Annotated in this window: 11 protein-coding genes and 1 pseudogene; 6 read left to right on the top strand and 6 right to left on the bottom strand. The window is 60.3% G+C overall.

The genetic code is table 11. The features are described 5' to 3' along the window. Positions 1-141 precede the first annotated feature (141 nt). The gene (locus O7A60_RS26015) at positions 142-1023 is read left to right on the top strand and encodes a YihY/virulence factor BrkB family protein (protein WP_337108617.1); all 882 of its coding nucleotides are present in this window, start codon (positions 142-144) and stop codon (positions 1021-1023) included. A 233-nt stretch (positions 1024-1256) separates the two neighbouring features. Here O7A60_RS26015 and O7A60_RS26020 read toward each other — a convergent pair whose 3' ends face one another. The 4 genes and pseudogenes from O7A60_RS26020 to O7A60_RS26030 form a co-directional block, all read right to left on the bottom strand. Then, positions 1257-1511, bottom strand: coding sequence for a hypothetical protein (locus O7A60_RS26020; RefSeq protein ID WP_245262397.1), 255 nt, complete (start codon positions 1509-1511; stop codon positions 1257-1259). 318 nt (positions 1512-1829) lie between these two features. Then, positions 1830-1998, bottom strand: a pseudogene (locus tag O7A60_RS32020) (IS256 family transposase); the annotation flags it as partial. A 116-nt stretch (positions 1999-2114) separates the two neighbouring features. Continuing rightward, positions 2115-2594, bottom strand: a complete 480-nt coding sequence (locus O7A60_RS26025; RefSeq protein WP_337108618.1) for a response regulator — start codon at positions 2592-2594, stop codon at positions 2115-2117. Next, entirely contained in the window at positions 2587-5286 is a 2700-nt protein-coding gene (locus O7A60_RS26030) for a PAS domain S-box protein (protein ID WP_337108619.1), read from the bottom strand. Before O7A60_RS26030 ends, O7A60_RS26025 begins: the two co-directional genes overlap by 8 nt. Positions 5287-6205: 919 nt before the next feature. On the opposite strand from O7A60_RS26030, the gene O7A60_RS26035 reads away from it, so the two are divergent. The 4 genes from O7A60_RS26035 to O7A60_RS26050 all read left to right on the top strand — a co-directional run bounded on the left by O7A60_RS26035 (position 6206) and on the right by O7A60_RS26050 (position 12154). Beyond that, positions 6206-7459, top strand: a complete 1254-nt coding sequence (locus O7A60_RS26035; RefSeq protein WP_337108620.1) for a hypothetical protein — start codon at positions 6206-6208, stop codon at positions 7457-7459. Positions 7460-9335: 1876 nt separating this feature from the next. Further along, complete coding sequence (locus tag O7A60_RS26040) at positions 9336-9512, top strand: DUF6894 family protein (RefSeq protein ID WP_337108621.1); 177 nt, start codon at positions 9336-9338, stop codon at positions 9510-9512. A gap of 430 nt (positions 9513-9942) precedes the next feature. Beyond that, a complete protein-coding gene (locus O7A60_RS26045; RefSeq protein ID WP_337108622.1) occupies positions 9943-10134 on the top strand; it encodes a hypothetical protein in 192 nt (63 codons plus the stop codon). A gap of 1366 nt (positions 10135-11500) precedes the next feature. Continuing rightward, positions 11501-12154: an outer membrane protein gene (locus O7A60_RS26050; RefSeq protein WP_337108623.1), complete on the top strand. Its 654-nt coding sequence runs from the start codon at positions 11501-11503 to the stop codon at positions 12152-12154. Positions 12155-12964: 810 nt separating this feature from the next. On the opposite strand, the gene O7A60_RS26055 is transcribed toward O7A60_RS26050, so the two are convergent. Both O7A60_RS26055 and O7A60_RS26060 read right to left on the bottom strand, forming a co-directional pair. Continuing rightward, the gene (locus tag O7A60_RS26055; RefSeq protein WP_027146057.1) at positions 12965-13441 is read right to left on the bottom strand and encodes a DUF2269 family protein; all 477 of its coding nucleotides are present in this window, start codon (positions 13439-13441) and stop codon (positions 12965-12967) included. Beyond that, a complete protein-coding gene (locus tag O7A60_RS26060; RefSeq protein WP_337108624.1) occupies positions 13441-14727 on the bottom strand; it encodes an SDR family oxidoreductase in 1287 nt (428 codons plus the stop codon). Before O7A60_RS26060 ends, O7A60_RS26055 begins: the two co-directional genes overlap by 1 nt. A gap of 406 nt (positions 14728-15133) precedes the next feature. On the opposite strand from O7A60_RS26060, the gene O7A60_RS26065 reads away from it, so the two are divergent. Beyond that, positions 15134-16180 (top strand): NAD(P)-dependent alcohol dehydrogenase, encoded by a 1047-nt coding sequence (locus O7A60_RS26065; protein WP_337108625.1) that lies wholly within the window; start codon positions 15134-15136, stop codon positions 16178-16180. The last annotated feature ends 95 nt before the right edge of the window (positions 16181-16275 follow it).

Consider the following 16275-nt stretch of genomic DNA (forward strand, 5'->3'; position numbering starts at 1 on the left):
TCGCGATGGAGCTTGGGACCGAACTCCGCGCGGGACTTTCTCACTGGTGTGGAACGCTTCCCTTTGTCGCAAGTTTGCCCCTTCGGGACGTCAGGCATGAACTTTGTCCGGGAAAGTTGACACCTTCCGTCGAGGAAATCCATGCTTGAGGCGTGGCGCATTGCGAAGGCCAGCGTGGCGGGCTTCATTGCCGACGGCGCTCTCAGTCACGGTGCAGCCATGGCGTTCTTTGCGGTCACGTCACTTGGACCTGTTTTGTTGCTGGTCGTGGCCGTAGCGGGCCTGGTGTTTGGACACGACGCCGCACGCACTGCAATAGCCGGTCAGCTTTCTGGATTGATGGGACCCCAAAGCGCCGAGGTGCTACAAAGTGCGCTGCAAAGCGCCTCAAATCCAAAATCGGGAATGATCGCGACCTTAGTTGGCCTGTGCACGTTGCTTCTTACGGCATCCGGTGTATTTGGCGAAATGCAATCGGCATTGAACATAATTTGGAAGGCCAAACCCGAAGGAAGCTCGATTGCTCGGCTGATCCGGGCGCGGACGGCCAGCTTGGGATTGGTCATTGCACTCGGCTTTTTATTGCTCGTCTCGCTGGCGGCGAGCGCAGCAATTAGCGCCCTCAGTGGCTGGATCAACCAGCTGCTGCCCTTCGGATCAGTCATCGTTGAAGGGCTGAACATCCTGTTCTCCTTTTTCCTTATCGCGCTGCTATTCGCAGCGATCTACAAAGTCCTACCGGATAGGGAGTTGCAGTGGCGCGATGTATGGTTCGGGGCATTTGTCACCTCTGCACCGTTCACCATCGGCAAGAGCTTGATCGGTCTTTACATTGGCAGCAGTGCCGTGGCGTCTTCGTTCGGTGCGGCCAGTGCGCTGATCGTTGTCCTGCTGTGGATCTACTACGCGTCATTGATATTTCTTCTCGGGGCCGAGTTCACTCATGCGTATTCCCTGGAACACGGCAGCCAACGGGGAGGCGGACTGTCCTCGCACAACAGTAGTCCTCGTGGAGGGCAGTGAAGCTGACTCCATGCGGCGCCTTTTCTTCAGCACTAATCCCCTGTTCAAGGCGAGATCCGGGATTGCGAGATGCGATACGCAGCGCTGCGGGACTGCGTCAGCGAGGCCTGATGATCTCGCGCCGTGAGCAAAGCCCAATGCTCGAGGTGGCGGGCTGCTGCGCGTGTCACCAAATGAATTGATCCGGACGCGGCCGACTCCGTCGGGAACGCCGGAGACGCAGCGGGGCTCTGTCAGGCGGGAGCTCCGCACAACATCTTGAGCATTGTCAGCCTAATTCGCGCCAGTTTCCGCGCGGGAGCATCGAAACGCGGGTGGCAAGACTCAACGACAAAGTCCACCGTCATTAGATCAAGCAGAAATTGGTCGATCGTGTCGGTTGCACCGTCTGACCTTTCCTCTAGCTGTCTTAGCAGTTCGCGCGCCTGCTCCACCGCTGCCGTGTTGGGCACGTCTATCAAAGCCTCAAGCCGCTCGAAGATGTCCAATTCATCCTCACATGCAACCGCAATGAAATGGGTGCGGCCCCTAATCAAAGCGCAACGGTAGTACGAGGCGGGGTCGCTGGGTAGCCCCGCGGCTAGTCTAAGCGCCGCCAGTAGGATCCGGCAGACCGCAGGACGCGCTTTACCTCATGTCTGAACGGGCGGGCGTTCATGGCGATTGTGGATGGCTTTGTGGTCCGCGTCGCCGATCGAAAAACCGAACGTATGGGCGCCCTCCTTGTCAACAAATTTCAGCTGGTCAATGACAGGTTCGGGCATGACGACGGTGATGAGGCCCTGAAGCTCATCGGCGTGTATTCGCGAGCGGTAGCCGAGGCGCTCCGGTGTCGCCCTTCGAAGCAACCAGCGCCTCCTCCATCTGCGCCTCGAGCACCTCCTGCATCACCGCACGGACGTGCAGACCCTCAGGGATCGAAAGCAGAACGTCAACCGTCTTAACGGAGGCAGGGACGCTCAAGGGCAACAACAGTTCTCCGGGCGCGCATTGCAAACCAATCGGTGCCACAACCTTGCCAGCCTGTATAAACTTGCGCGTTCCTGTGCTGCGTCCACGCGTGGATCGGTGGGCCCAAATTCCGCCGCGCCTCAGCTCTGTTGCTCGAGTTGTTGGAATCCTGTTCTGATGGCGTCGACCAGAGTGGATATTGAGTAGGGCTTTTGCACCCAGCCAAGTGGCCTTGCCGCTTCGGCGCGAAGCTTCACCTCCTGGTCGCCATGCGCGGTTGTGAATATGCATCGTATGCCGTGGTCGCGATAAAGTTCCAGCGCGGCATCAATTCCGTCCCGCTTTCCAAGCAAGCGGATATCCATGAGGACGAGCGTCGGCCTGGTCGAGAGCGCGAGGCTCACAGCTTGTTCGGCGCTAACCGCCGTTCCGGCCAGCGAGAACCCCGCCGCGGTCAGTCCCGCTTCCGCGTCGAGCGCAATCAGGTAATCGTCTTCGACGATCAGTATCGTCCGACCGGCCGTAGACGTTGCCTCACCGCCGCCCATGTCGTCTCGCGACAAGGCCAGTTGGGGTTTGAATGCGCGGTCGAACTCCCCGGCTCGGCTTGGCTCAGTCATCGCGGGTTCCAGTCGCACGGCCGATCTTCAGCGGTGCTTGAGAAAAAGTCACCACGCATCGACATGGGTCTCGATGAACTTCGAAGGTTCCGCCGATCTGCCGCGCGAGCCCCTCTACAAGCCGCAGTCCCGAGGACGTCGCGCGCACTGAGTTCAGGTCGAAACCGGAGCCTTCATCTCTAACCACCAGCGAATTACCCTCCGCCTCCTTGGTGATGCTGACTTGGACGGTCCCTCCGGCGCTGCCGTTGAGGCCATACTTGACCGCATTGGTCAAAAGCTCGTTGACGATGAGAGCCAGCGGCATGGCCACGTCGTTCGGCAATTTGATGCTGTCAGCTTCACAAACCAGCCGTACATTCGGTGGAAACATTTGCTTGGCAGTCTCGCAAACGGCCCCGAGGAAGGGCTGCACACTGAAATTGCTGGCGTCGGCGGTATCGTAAAGGACGCGCTGTGCGGCCGCCATCGCGGCAACCCGTTTGCTTGCCTCGTCTAGTACGTCACGGGCTTCCAGGCTTCGGCTCGTCCTCGCCGCCACGGAAAGCAAGGACTTCAGCATCATCATGTTGTTCTTGACGCGATGGTTAAGTTCGTCGAGCAAGATTCGCTGTTGGGTCTCGGCCTGCTTTCGCTCACTGACATCGACCAGCATGTTTATACCGCCAATGACGTTCCCATCCGCATCCCGCATCGGTGTCGGATAAGGGATGAAAGGGATCCTGATTCCGTCCGGCCGCTCGGCAATGGCTTCATATCCGCGGACCGGCTTACCTTCCCTCAAGGAGATTGCCATCGGGCATTCATCGTGAGGAAGCGGCGTGCCGTCGGGCCAGAAGAGCTTCCAGGTCACGCACCATTCGTCACTGCCAATTACCGGAGTCCGCCCGGCAAGTGCAACCGCGGCTTCGTTGAAATAAGTGATCTTCCCATCGCGATCGGTGGTGTAGATCGCGGCAGGAATAGCGGCGAGCAGATCCTGAAGGTGACGCTGGCTGTCGCGCACCTTTGCTTCGGACATTTTTTGATCGGTTATATCCCGGGCGATCTTGGAAGCACCCACCACCCGACCCGTCGCGTCGCGAACCGGCGATATTGTCAGCGAAATATCCACCAGTGTTCCGTCCTTGCGGCGGCGAACCGTTTCGAAATGGTCGACGAGTTCACCCTTGCGGATTCGACCCAAGATCAGAGGTTCCTCATCCAACCGGTCGTCCGGGATGACAATGGTGATTGGCTTGCCGATCACTTCCGCGGCCGAATAGCCGAACAGGCGTTCGGCGCCCCGGTTCCAGGTCGAGATGATGCCGTTCAGGTCCTTGCTGACAACCGCATCATGCGACGACTCCACGATTGCCGCCAAACGCTGAGCGGCATTCTGCGCCTTAAGGCGCTCGATCCCGAAACCAAGCTGGCGAGCGATGGTGCGAGCGACTTCGACCTGGTGGGCGGAGCAATCCCACGGCTGGTCGAAATAGGCCATGAACTTGCCAAGCAGTCGCCCTCTCTCCGTTATCGGAACGAAGCAAACCGCGCCAATGCCCTCGGCTCGGATTGTCCGCTTCAGTTCTTCCGGAAGCTCGGCCTTTTCCACATCGCCCAAGGTAATCGGCTGAGGATCGGCGCAGTCAGCCGGCCAGGGCGAGTGGCCTTCTACTGCTGCGCGATATGGGTCCGAAAGGCCGCGCCAGGCCACAAACTTCATGATCCCATCGTTCAACAGCAGGATCGAAGCGCGCTGACAACCCAGCGCACGCTGGATGGCGTCGAGCGCAGGCTCATGGACGTCAGCTGGCGTGCGGGCATGCTGAAGCATTTCAGTGAATTGATGCAGTGCAGCCTGCTCTTCCGCCCTTTGGGCAAGCGTCGCCTCTATTGCCTTGCGCTCGCTGATGTCGTGCTGCACCCGCACCGCGTAACGGAACTTTCCCTCGCCGTCGAAGACGCTGGAGGAAGTAACGAGGGCCCAGACAAGAGACCTGTCCTTGCGAACGAACCGCTTCTCCATCGTGTAGCTTTTTATCTCACCCGCGACCTGCCGCCAGTACTGCTCGCGGTCGGACTCGACATCAGCCGAAAACGTTTGATCGAAAATCGACCGTCCAACCAGTTCCTCCGGCGCGTAGCCTAAAAGATCGCACAAATGGGCATTCACCCTAAGCAGCCGGCCTTCGGCGTCGGCCTCGACAATACCCGTCCCTGCGCTTTGGTAGGTGACAGCAAGCCTGTTTTCCTGTTCGCGTAACAGCTGTTCCGCTTTGATCTTATCCGTGACATCGATCGTAACGCAGCGCGTGTTGAGGAACTGCCCGCCAACCGCACGCACGTTGGATGTGATTTCCACCCAACGCATGGAGCCATCCCTGGCGCGCAACCTCGCGCGGTAGTGTTGGAGGTCCTCGCGCCGGGAGAGCCGGTTCAAAATGTCTTCGATCGCGGCGGGATCAGCGTGAAAGTCCCGAATGCTACGCCCGACATATTCGCCAGCTGTGTAGCCGAGCATGTCCAGCTCGGCGCGGTTGGCGCGCAGAATAGTTCCGTCATTGGCCACCAGGTGGAGAGGGACTGCCACGTTCTCGAAGAAATCTTCCAGTTCGCTCCTTACGACAGCATCCGAATCCCCTTCGCGGCTGTTGTCATCAGCACGAAAGCCCTTCGCAAAGGCTCCGGGGCCCAAAACCCTTTGTTCCATGCAGACTCCGAGTCCCCTTCAACCTCGCTCAATGCGCGAGCCGGAAAGAGGTTCCAGACCGACACCCGATCCTTCCAACCATTTTAGAAGCACCCAATGGTCCTGATTCCGGCTGCTCTTCACCCAACCGTAACCACGCCACTCAAGCTCACGATCGTGAATGTTCGGCTTGCCATTCCGTCGGGGTGCTATCATCTCGCCGTCGAGGATGAGGTCGCGCGCCGGCAGCCGTTAAGCGGCCGCGATGCAGGCCAATAGCGCTTCGACCAGTCATTGCCCGTGGGCCGCTGGACTACGATATTGCATTCCGAGGATCGGCCGATCGTCACGAATTCATTGTTTCGGCAGGATCGCAACAGATCTCAAGAGCAGGTGACTCTGCCGCGGCGGGGCGGATCGCCTGTCGATAATGGTGCCCCGGCTGGCGACTGCGTGCTGAGGGCCCGATCGTCGCTCCCCCGGGTGACCTGAAAATGGTCGAGCTCACCGACTCCGTCGACAGATTGCGCCAGCTCGCCGCGATGTTGGCGTTGCCACTGGCGTCGGTGGTGACGCTTTGTGTGCCCCAGCCTTCGAGCTGGCGCGATCCGTAGAAGCGCGCCGAGCCGGCCGCATCGGTGACCGTGCCCGGGGCTAGTACTTTAGGGGACCTGTGCCGACAGTTTTGAGAAGATTCGGAAGTCCCCTACCCTAATTCGGTAGCTTACGACCCCGACCTGCCTTTGGTAGCTTGATGATCTGCCTAAGGGTTCGCCTGGCGTGTTAGCGCGGGGCGCTCGGGTTTACGCCGACTGACGCCGCAGCATCTCACCTGCGCGGTCGACGCCATGGAGGATTCGCAATGGATCACGGGCGGAGATCCAACTCGGCTTCCGCGCCCCTCGGCCACTGTCCTGACCGAGTATACACGATCGCCGCCTTGTTTCATGACGACCGTCAACGGAATGACGACCGCAAACAGTCGAGAGCCGCCCCGCTGCTCCTCATTCCGTTTTGCCTCATGATGTTGCTTGGATTTGCAGCAGTCGGGCTCGCTCCGCCAGCAACGAAAACTCCTGTCGCTCCCACCCAAATCGCGCCGCCGGATGGCGTACCGTCGGCATCTGCTGCGGCGGAACAGAGGCAAGCCCTGGGGTGGGAGCGGTCTTGGGTCGATGCGTTGAGGCGTGGTCTGACCGCCGCTCGAATGGAAAGCGAGGCAACTCGCGCCGAAGCGCTTGCCTCGCAAGTCCGGGCTAACGAGGAGCATGACCAGGCTGAACGCGAACGCGCCGCCAATGAGCAGCGCTTCCTCGCGCTGCACAAGGATATCGATCCACTCAAGACCGGCAGTGCGCATGAGGAAAATCTGCCCGGCAAACCGGCGGCGGCTCGCCAGGAACTGGCTGCCACGCGGCGCGCTACAGAAAACGCAAGTGCGCCGTCGCGCGCGGTCGCCGACCCGATGAAGCAGCCGCAACCTGCCCTTGAAGGGCAGCGGCAAAAAGCCGAGGGGCTTGCGCGCGACCCGGCGCAGGCGCGCCTGAATGCCGAGGCAGTTGCGGCACGCGATACCGCGGAAAGGTCTCTGGCCGAGGCCAGGCAGACGATTGAAGGGGAGCGGCGGAAAATCGGGCTCCTGGAGCGTGATATCGCCGGGGCTCGTCAGTCCATCGAAGCGCTGGAGGCGAGCGCGAAGCTGGCAGCAACAACGCGGGCCGGCGCCATTCAGGGCGGCCAGCTTGCTGAAGTTGCTGCAAGGCAGGCTGGCGAGGCGCTCGCACAGGAACGCGAAAGAGCAAACGCGCTGGCGAGTGATCTTGCAACTGCTCGGCGGGAACGCGACGCCGCAAAGGAGGAATTGGCCCGGATATCGACGGCGTTCAACGAGGCGGCGGAGCAGGAGCGCAAAAAAACCATTGACCTGACACGCGACCTCGCTTCGGCCCGCAAGGACCTCAACGCCCTCAAGCGCTGGGTTGAGCGCTGCACCTCGCATATCGAAAACGCGGCAAAGGCACCCCCCACCGATCGCGCAGGCGCACATGCGCCCCGGCGCAGATCGCTTAACCGGGGGCAGCAGCAGGTCGGCAACGCGGAAGTGCCCAAGTCGCGGGTCGTTCGCCTGACGGCGATCACGCTGCCAGACGCGCTGCTTCCCACGCGACCCCCGGCTGAGGGGTTCAGTCAATGACAGCCGGGGATGGAGGATTGCGATGAGCAGATACGTCGCGGCCGTTTTCTCGATTGTAATCGCGACTCAACCTGCCATGGCTATTGAGGCAGGAGTTGGGGCCAAGGCCGGCAATGTGGGGGTTGGTACCAGTGTGGGCGTCGGCCAGAACGGGGCGTCAATCGGTATTGGCGCGAGCGTCGGCAGCGTAGGGGCCGACGCCGGAGTTTCGGTCGGAACAGGCGACGGCTCAGTAGGCGCAAGCGTTGGAGCCAGCGGCCAACTCAGTGGGCAAGGCGCCTCGTCCGAAAGTACCCCAGCAGGCGCTCCGCCAGGCAATACCCTTGGTCATCCCGCCGCCACGACCGCCCCGGTCGCAGGCGTGCCACACATCTCCCTGCCACGCATCCTGCGGCCTTACGGCGAGGGTGGTCGCTCATCGGCCGTGACGGCAATCGAAGCAATACCGGGCACGCCGGGTGCAACTGTTCGCGCCTGCCGTGAGGCGATTGCGTCGGCCGCCTCCCCGTTTGGCGTCGTGAGTATATATGCGACGAGCGCAGGTTCCGTACGCCGTCTGAGCCGAGGCGCGGTCTCGGCCCCGATAGCAGTTCGCATACATTATAAAAGGCAAGGTGGCGCCGAGATCCGGCAGGCGCGGATCAGATGCCACCTGGACGCAACGGGTAAAGTGATCAGGCTGACATAGGGGTTCTGCCTTGTGCTCCGCTTGCACCTACGGCGACAGAGTTCGCCGATATTGAGACCTCGGACCGACGCCCCGGCTTGATGCGCGGCAATGGCGCCGAGAAAAATCTCGCCGAACTCCTTGAGCTTGGCGGTGCACCTAGGCATTCCTTTCACCATCGATGCCGATACCGTTAGACTGGTGACGCCCTATAGACGCCGACGCGGAAGACGCCACTGATGGAAAGGCCACATAGAAAGCCGCCATCAAGCGGGACGTCTCACCCGCCTGGAAATGGCCCGCAATAGGTCGGCTTCGTTCGTGGTCCCGGCATCGAAAACCTGGAACATTTCCCTAGCCAGCGATTCCCGCTGTTCCCTGTCTTTTTTGGCTAGGCGGCGCTCGCTACACAGCCGATCGAACACCCGCTGGAGCTTATCCAGATCAGCGGGCCAGTAGACACTACTGTTGCTCGACCAAGGCATTGCCGCCGCCCTCAGCGCGGCTTTGATAAGACACCGTGGAGGCAGCAGGAACCCGCTCCACAACTCTACACGGAGCGGGTTCCTATTCCCATTCCTGACCACAGCGCGCGCTCAGGCAAGCGCTGCTGCGGCCAATGGAATTGCTGAAAGGATGTTGCCTGCCGCGGCGGGAACGCAAGTAAGTCTTCCGGATAGCATAACCGCCGAATGGAGGAACTCCTCGGCACGAAGAGTTGCCGACTCCTTGACCGCGCCGTCCTATTCCGGACAGCGCGGTCAAGCCCACCCTGACTGCACAGGCGGCTCCGGCAAACCCCAGCCCCGCCCACTGTCGGGCCGCTATGCTCATAAGCTTACGGGCCTATCGAGACAGGCCAGGGTCGTGATGCAGGATCGCGTCGATAGAGACTGTCCACCTCTTCACCCCGCGATCCTTGCCGTCCTTAGGCCATGATCCTTCTTGGCAACGGCCATCTATCTTCCCTACCGGCCGAGCGGCTGCTTGGACAGCGAGACCAGTTCGGCTTCGTCGGTCACGCCTGTTCACGGGAAATCGACAACTGGGGACCGGCAATCATTTAAGTCCCCGAAGCCCCCCGCCTACTGAGCGTCGACGATCTCTTTCAGCCTCCCTCTCTACATGTCGGGTGTCACTGTCCGCAGCCGCGAAGGCCGGAATTGCGTAAGGGCGAGGAACAAACGCCAAGCCGCCATGTTCGAGGCTATGGCACTCTACTATTTCGATCTGGACGACAACGACACTATCTTCCCGGATGATGATGGGATCGATTGTGAAGGTCTCGCCATTGAACACGAGGCCATCAAAGCTCTAGCAGAGATAATGGGAGAGAGATTGCCTGACGGCGATTGCCGCCAACTAGGCCATTATCGTGCGAGATGAGGGCGGGAATTTGGTGTTTCGGGCGAGCATCAAGTTTGAGATCGAGGCGAAACGTTTCGCCAGACAGTCCCGCCTGAAGGACATTAACTGAGTTTGCAGTCGCTCCCTAAGCTTGTGATCCGCAAGCTCCTGATGAACCGCTCGGCAGGTTCGCCTCAGCGAGACATTGTTTTCGCAAACAGACTTCATAAAAGCCTAGCGCAGTGGCGTCGAGGTCGAAGATGGAAGGGCGTTGGCTGTCCTTATCTGGCATATACGGGAACATGACGGCCAATGGCGAGGCTTCATTACGCAAGCAGCGGTTAGCCAGATCACCGGAGCGCCGGACGACACCCAGCGATAAGTCCGCAACGGACGAATCCCACTTGATCTAAGATTGGGCAGCCACATAAAAATCGACGTTTCCCGTTGCTTTCTAGGGAGGCATGCGATGGATAACGTGGTTCCGTTCCGCAAGGTGGCGGCGCGCGTCGAAGTGGCGGAAGCCAGCGGCGAATGGTTCGTCCGCGTCATCGAGAACGACCAAGAACTTACCCGATCATTTGAACTGGAATCATTCGCGCTGTCCTATGCGGAAGGCCAGCGGATACGGCTAGGATTGCATAGGATCACTCGGATATAGGAATTAACAAAGCTTAACAAAGCCCCGGCGCTCGGGTCTGCGCCGGGGCCAAGTTGGGCCTCAGCGTCGCGCGATCAACAGGCAGAGCTGGCGCAGGTCGCGGTCATAAGTGCCCTCGCTGCTCAGGACGTCGGCACAACAGTTTCTCTGGTGAGCGAGAGCCGAGGTTAGCTGAAGAAGACTTCCGAAGCCTTAAGCGGTACTTAAAATGATTTGGATCGGTGCCGGCCGCTGAGAGGCCGCTCAAGCAAGCTGCCAAAAACTAACCGGTGTGGCAACGTCCCGCTCCCGCCGCCCCATTCACGGCAGCGGCGGGCGTCCCTAGGGATGAACCACGGGCCGGCCCGGGGCGGGTGACCCAGGCTGATAGGAGGATGCAATTTCGGTGCCGAGGGCACTGTGCCGCTATGAAACACCAACGAAAAAGCCGGCCTGAGGAATCGCCCGCCGCATGCTCAACATGCCGTGCCAGACGGGTCAATTTCAATGCGAAAAAGCCCGCCACCTTTCGGCAGCGGGGAAGTTTTGGAGTGTGCTGGGATCAACCAGCATAGGTCAACGAGTGGCGGCGGCGTTGGTTGCGAGGGATTGACCACATAGAGGTCGAAGCTATGTCCTGAACTGTCGTGTTCTGGAAAGCGGTCGTGCATGCCCTCTCGCCTGGTCCTGGAATACCTTGCCATTGGGATCATGATCGTATTCGCGTTATGGGTCATGGTACGCACTTGGCCAGAGTTAATGATGTGATCCCTTCTCAGCATGGGCCGCCTGGCCCCACACCACGCCGCCCCATTCACGGCAGCGGCGGGCGCTCTAGGATGTAAAGCACAAGCCCGGGGGGCGCTGGCGATCCAGGCTGAGGCCAGGAAGCAATCTTGCGGTGGAGACTGTGCCGCCGTGGAACATCAAACGAAAAAGCCCGCCGGCGGGAGCCAGCGGGCTTTGAGACGTGTCCGGCCGGCGTGCTGCCGAGCCGCGAGATAGTCAACGCCCTCTACGGACCGCAACCGATCCACGAGGCCGAGGCGCTGGCGAAGGCAATCATTGAGGTCGTCGAGAAGCGGGATGAAATGGGGGGCGGGCAGTGTATGCCTACTCTTTCAAACCGCATTCAAAATGCACTATGGCCTCGAGGATCGTGCGGTAGAGGCTCTCGACTTGCTTCGTCGGTCTCGCTCGCTGGTGGCCTCATTAACTTCCTTGCCTTGTCCCCTGTGAGCAGCGTGGCTGACTTGCCCTGCTCGCGGCGCTGGGTGCCAATGATGTCCATCCCCGCCTAAGGACTGAGGCTCGCGGGTGTGGCTTTTCAGCTACATACAAATTTTGCCGTTGATTCGATAATAGACGCTTCGGCTAGGGGATTACTATGAAAGCTCTGTTGCTCGCTTCCTTGATTTCGCTTTCGTTCAGCGCATCGGCCTTATCGGCCGATCTCATGACGGCTCCCGTCGATACCACGGAGTGGACTTGGCAAGGGCCATACGCGGGCGTGTTTGGCGCGGGGACGCTGGAACATTACAAGATCAGTGAACCGACTATCGGTGCCAGCGCTACGCACAGCGTCGGTTCGGCAACCATTGGTGGATTTGCTGGCTATAATTTCCAGTCGGGCAAGGTTGTCTACGGCCTTGAAGGCGAGCTTGGCTACCGCTTCAAGAAGAACACGTTTGACGACATTCCCGGCCCCGGCATACTAGACGCTTCAACTGGCTTGTTCGGCTCGTTGAAGGGACGCGTCGGGATGGACATGGGAGCTTATATGCCGTTTGTCACGGCCGGCGTCACTGCTGCAAAGCTGAAAACGTTCTTTCCGGGTGGGGACGCGGAGCGCGATGCAACTGTGGTGGGTGGTCTCGTAGGCGCCGGCATCGATGTGGCGCTGACCCATAAGGTATTCCTTCGCGGCGAGTACGATTTCTCCTTCTTCGGTAAGAAGTCGCTCGAATATTGCGGTGGATGTACCCTCGACCATACCCTTCAGACACATGATTTCCGCGTCGGCATCGCCATAAAATTCTAATTGTTCGCGCATCGGCGGTGGCGCCAAACTTCAGTTTGGTTGATGACGAAGAGCGGGCCATCAAGCTATCGCGGATCATCCAGCGGCAGGTCGACTGGGAACTCCGATGGCGCACGCTCCGGAGAGTTCGCCGCCGAATTAGGCCGACGCAAGACTAGGCATCACTTGACGAAGCCTTTGGACGGCCCGGGTCATTGGGTCATGGCCAAGGGCATCAATATCGGCGATGAGATCGCGATAACCGCAAACCGTCCGGCGGCGGGTAACTGAGGACCGCGTGAGCGTTTCCATCGCTTCTTATGGACAGCCGCATTCGATTGGCGATCAAACAACGAAGGTGCAGAAGCGGCAGCACATCGAGCTGATTGGCAGCGTCACCCAAATCCCGGGCGGGAGCTACACTTCGCATAATGTCTTCGGTTCCACATGCGCCTTCTTTACTACTCTATCCAGAGGAGGGGCGGCTCGGGTTCCACAAACAAGAAAGCCCGCTGCCCCGGGGAGTGCAGCGGGCCCTTGGCGCTCGGAGTTGAGGGGTCATCTCCATGCTGAGCGGAACAATCCGCAGATAAGAGTTTGGTTCCGATGAATGCTCCCGATTCACCCTGATCTGCACTAAAGTCCAAGACCCCCGACCCGGCAATGTTTCTGGCCTCCAAAAAAGATGCCCACCCCCGAAGCCAATGGGGAAACTGGAGATGACGTGCATGTGACTACAGAGGGATTGCCGGTGCTATCTGAAGGTAGAGCAGCACGCCGAGAGCGCCGGCCAGGAGGACCACCAGGCCGCGTTCGCGCCCAAATGATAAGTCAGATCCATTCGATGACCGGTCGCGTAATCATCAGCCAGAATATCGCGGTCACGGCTGCGAATGCTGGGAAGCCGAAGATAAACCACAGCCGGAACAGTCGACTGTAGCGCTCAGGGGGAGGCTCGCCGGATGCTGCTGCCTCTGCCGCCAGATTGCGCATTGTTATTTGCATCCAGACGACTGGAAGCCAGAACAGACCGGTGACGATGTAGAGCAGAATGGACAGGGCAATCCAGCCCTCCCAAAGCGAATAGCCGGCTTGCCAGGCGAGCGCGACCCCCGTCACAGGCTGCGCAACAACGGCCGTGGCCGTGAACACGAAATCCGCAATGACGACGATCCGGGCTACTGCGGCAATCGTCGCAGCATTGCCTGTCCGGTGCGCGAGCAGCATGAAGAATGCGATACCAGCGCCCGTGCCGAGTAGGATGGCGGCCCCGATGATGTGGAGGAACTTCAGCAGGAAATAGACCATCAGCGCTCCGCCAGGATCGCTAGCGCGACGAAGTGCACGACGAGGATTGGCAGGATCTTCATCAGCGGACCGAGCGGCTCGTTCCAAAGTCCCGGACGCAAGATCGTGCCCGAAACCCCATAGAACAACGAGATCCCGATCGCTGCCCAAAGTCCCAGCCGGGCAGTTGGTCGCCAGGCAATCAGCGTGCCCACCGCAATGTCGGCAAGCGCGCCGGCCACCACTGTCGGCTCGGCCAGTGCGCTGACTGCCGTATTGCTCAGAAGTTCGACACCGCTACGCCACCCGGTGGTAAGCGAGATGATGCCAGTCATAATCCAGAAAAAAGGAAGCACGACGAAAATCGCTGGCTTGACGAAATAGAGGCGAGCAAACCATCGTTCCTGTACCGTCGCGGGGTCGGTCGCAAGTGTGCTCGACAGGCTCGACGGCTGGAGCCCGGTCATCCTCATCCACGGCTGAGGGTCGCCCGTCGCACCTCGCGTGATCTCCTTCGCGGCGTTGGTCCGCATCGGTGGCCGCCATCCGAGCGCGCCTGCCAGATCGCCCAAGCGGTAGAGCACCCTGGAAGCCCCGCCCGGAATGACAAATTCTCGAGCTTTTCTCCAGCCGAACCAGCGACGATAATGGTCGATGACCTCGCTCATCAAGAGTGCCTCGGGCCCGGCCAGTTCCACCGCCACACGGGAAGGACTGTCGGGGCGCAGAAAAAATTCGACCGTGGACACGACGTCTTCGAGTTGGACGACCTGGAGGCGCCCGGTATTCGGCATCACCGGGAGAAGTGGTAAAGCGGCCAGCCCGCGAAACAGTGCGCTCGCTCCATAGGCGGGTCGTCCGAGTACGACAGCGGGCCGCAGTATGACCCAGTCAAGATCAAGGGCCGTTAGCGCTTCATCCCCCGCTAGCTTGCTGGACGAAAACGGGGAGAGCTGTAGGCGGTCCACCCCAATTGCGGAGAAATGGATGACCTTCGTGACCCCTGTTTGCGCACATGCCTTGAACAACGCCGCTGCCGCGCTCTGGTGAACCGCGCGTGGGCTATCATGCAGCCCTTTTTGCAGGACGCCGACGCAGTTGACGACGGCATCGACACCTGACAAATGGCGATGCCAGTCTGCGGGATCCAAGGCCTTCGCGACGTCCAACACAATCTCGCGGCTCCCTGAAAAACAGCGCGATCCGTTGGGCCGAACAACACGATAGACCTCGTGTCCTTCTTGGCTAAGCCGCGCGCATACCGCAGCACCAATGAGACCAGTTGCGCCCGCTACCAAGACTTTCATCGCATGAAACCTGGCATGGAGATCAGGCCGCAATGCGCATTGCTTGGTGGCTCAACCCCAACATAGCTGACGAGGGGGCGGCTATCAGGGTCGTTCGAAACTCGAAGGAGTGTTCCAAGATTCCTCACTTTTAGCGCAACCGCAACCCGCTGCTAACCAACAACGTTTCTTGCGTTCAGTTCCGCCGGAAAATTGGGGAGCGCCTGGAAGGAGTGGTAGACCAGCCGGGCATACACGATCGCAGAACCGTGGAAGCCTTCGTCGCTTGTCCATATCGACGCTGACCAGCAGAGTCCGATAGATTGCCAACGGCGGTCCATATCCAACCAGCCATGGCTTGGCTGTTCGACCAGGGCGGCAGCCGGTCCTAGGCGAGAGGGGCAATTGGCTAGAGGAGATTACGTCGATGACGAAAGTTCGCGCCCTTGTCCTTGAACGTCAGCACCAACTCCAGCTGCGTGATATCGATCTGCCCCAGACAGTGGGTCCGGGCGAGGTTCGTATCAAGATCGATACGGTAGGTGTCTGTGGGTCCGACGTGCATTACTACACCCATGGGCGCATCGGCCCGTTCGTGGTCCAAGCGCCGATCGTCTTGGGCCACGAAGCTGCTGGCACCATCGTGGAAACAGGCGAAGGCGTCGAGCATCTGAAGATCGGCGACCGCGTCTGCATGGAACCAGGCATCCCGGATCCCAATTCGCGGGCGAGCCGGCTCGGCCTCTACAACATCGACCCGGCGGTCAGGTTCTGGGCGACGCCGCCGATTCATGGCGTATTGACAGCCCATGTCGTTCACCCCGGCAACTACACCTTCAAATTGCCCGACAATGTCAGCTTCGCCGAGGGCGCCATGGTCGAGCCCTTCGCCGTCGGCATGCAGGCTGCGGCCAAGGCCAAGATCGCGCCGGGTGACACAGCGGTGGTGCTTGGGGCAGGGCCGATCGGCACGATGGTGGCGATTGCCGCCCTTGCCGGCGGCTGTGCCCGCGCCATCGTCGCAGACCTCGCTCAACCCAAGCTCGACATTGCCAAAAGCTTCAAGGGTGTGGTCCCGGTCAACATCCGCGACAAGAACCTAGGGGCGGAGGTGAAACGCCTGACCGCCGGCTGGGGCGCCGACGTCGTCTTCGAATGCTCCGGGTCGCCCAAAGCATGGGAGACGTTGCTCGATCTGCCGCGACCCGGCGGCGCCGTGGTGGTGGTCGGCCTACCGGTGGCGCCGGTGGCGTTCGACATCGCTACGGCCTCGACCAAGGAAATCCGCATCGAGACGGTCTTCCGCTATGCCCACCAATATGACAGGGCGATCGCGCTGATGGCATCGGGTAGGGTCGACCTCCAGCCGCTGATTTCGGCAACCTTTCCCTTCGAAGACTCCATCGCGGCTTTCGACCGCGCGGTCGAAGGCAGGCCGGCGGACGTGAAGCTGCAGATCAGACTGCCGGATTAAGGCGAGCGCCGGGCTAACAGATTTGGCCCGCCTCCACTCTCATTGATGTGTCCACGCCTGGTGAACTGGTCGACTATTGGTAGTTCCCCGTCTCC

The sequence above is a fragment of the Mesorhizobium salmacidum (SeqCode) genome, assembly GCF_037179605.1.
Classification (GTDB): domain Bacteria; phylum Pseudomonadota; class Alphaproteobacteria; order Rhizobiales; family Rhizobiaceae; genus Mesorhizobium; species Mesorhizobium salmacidum.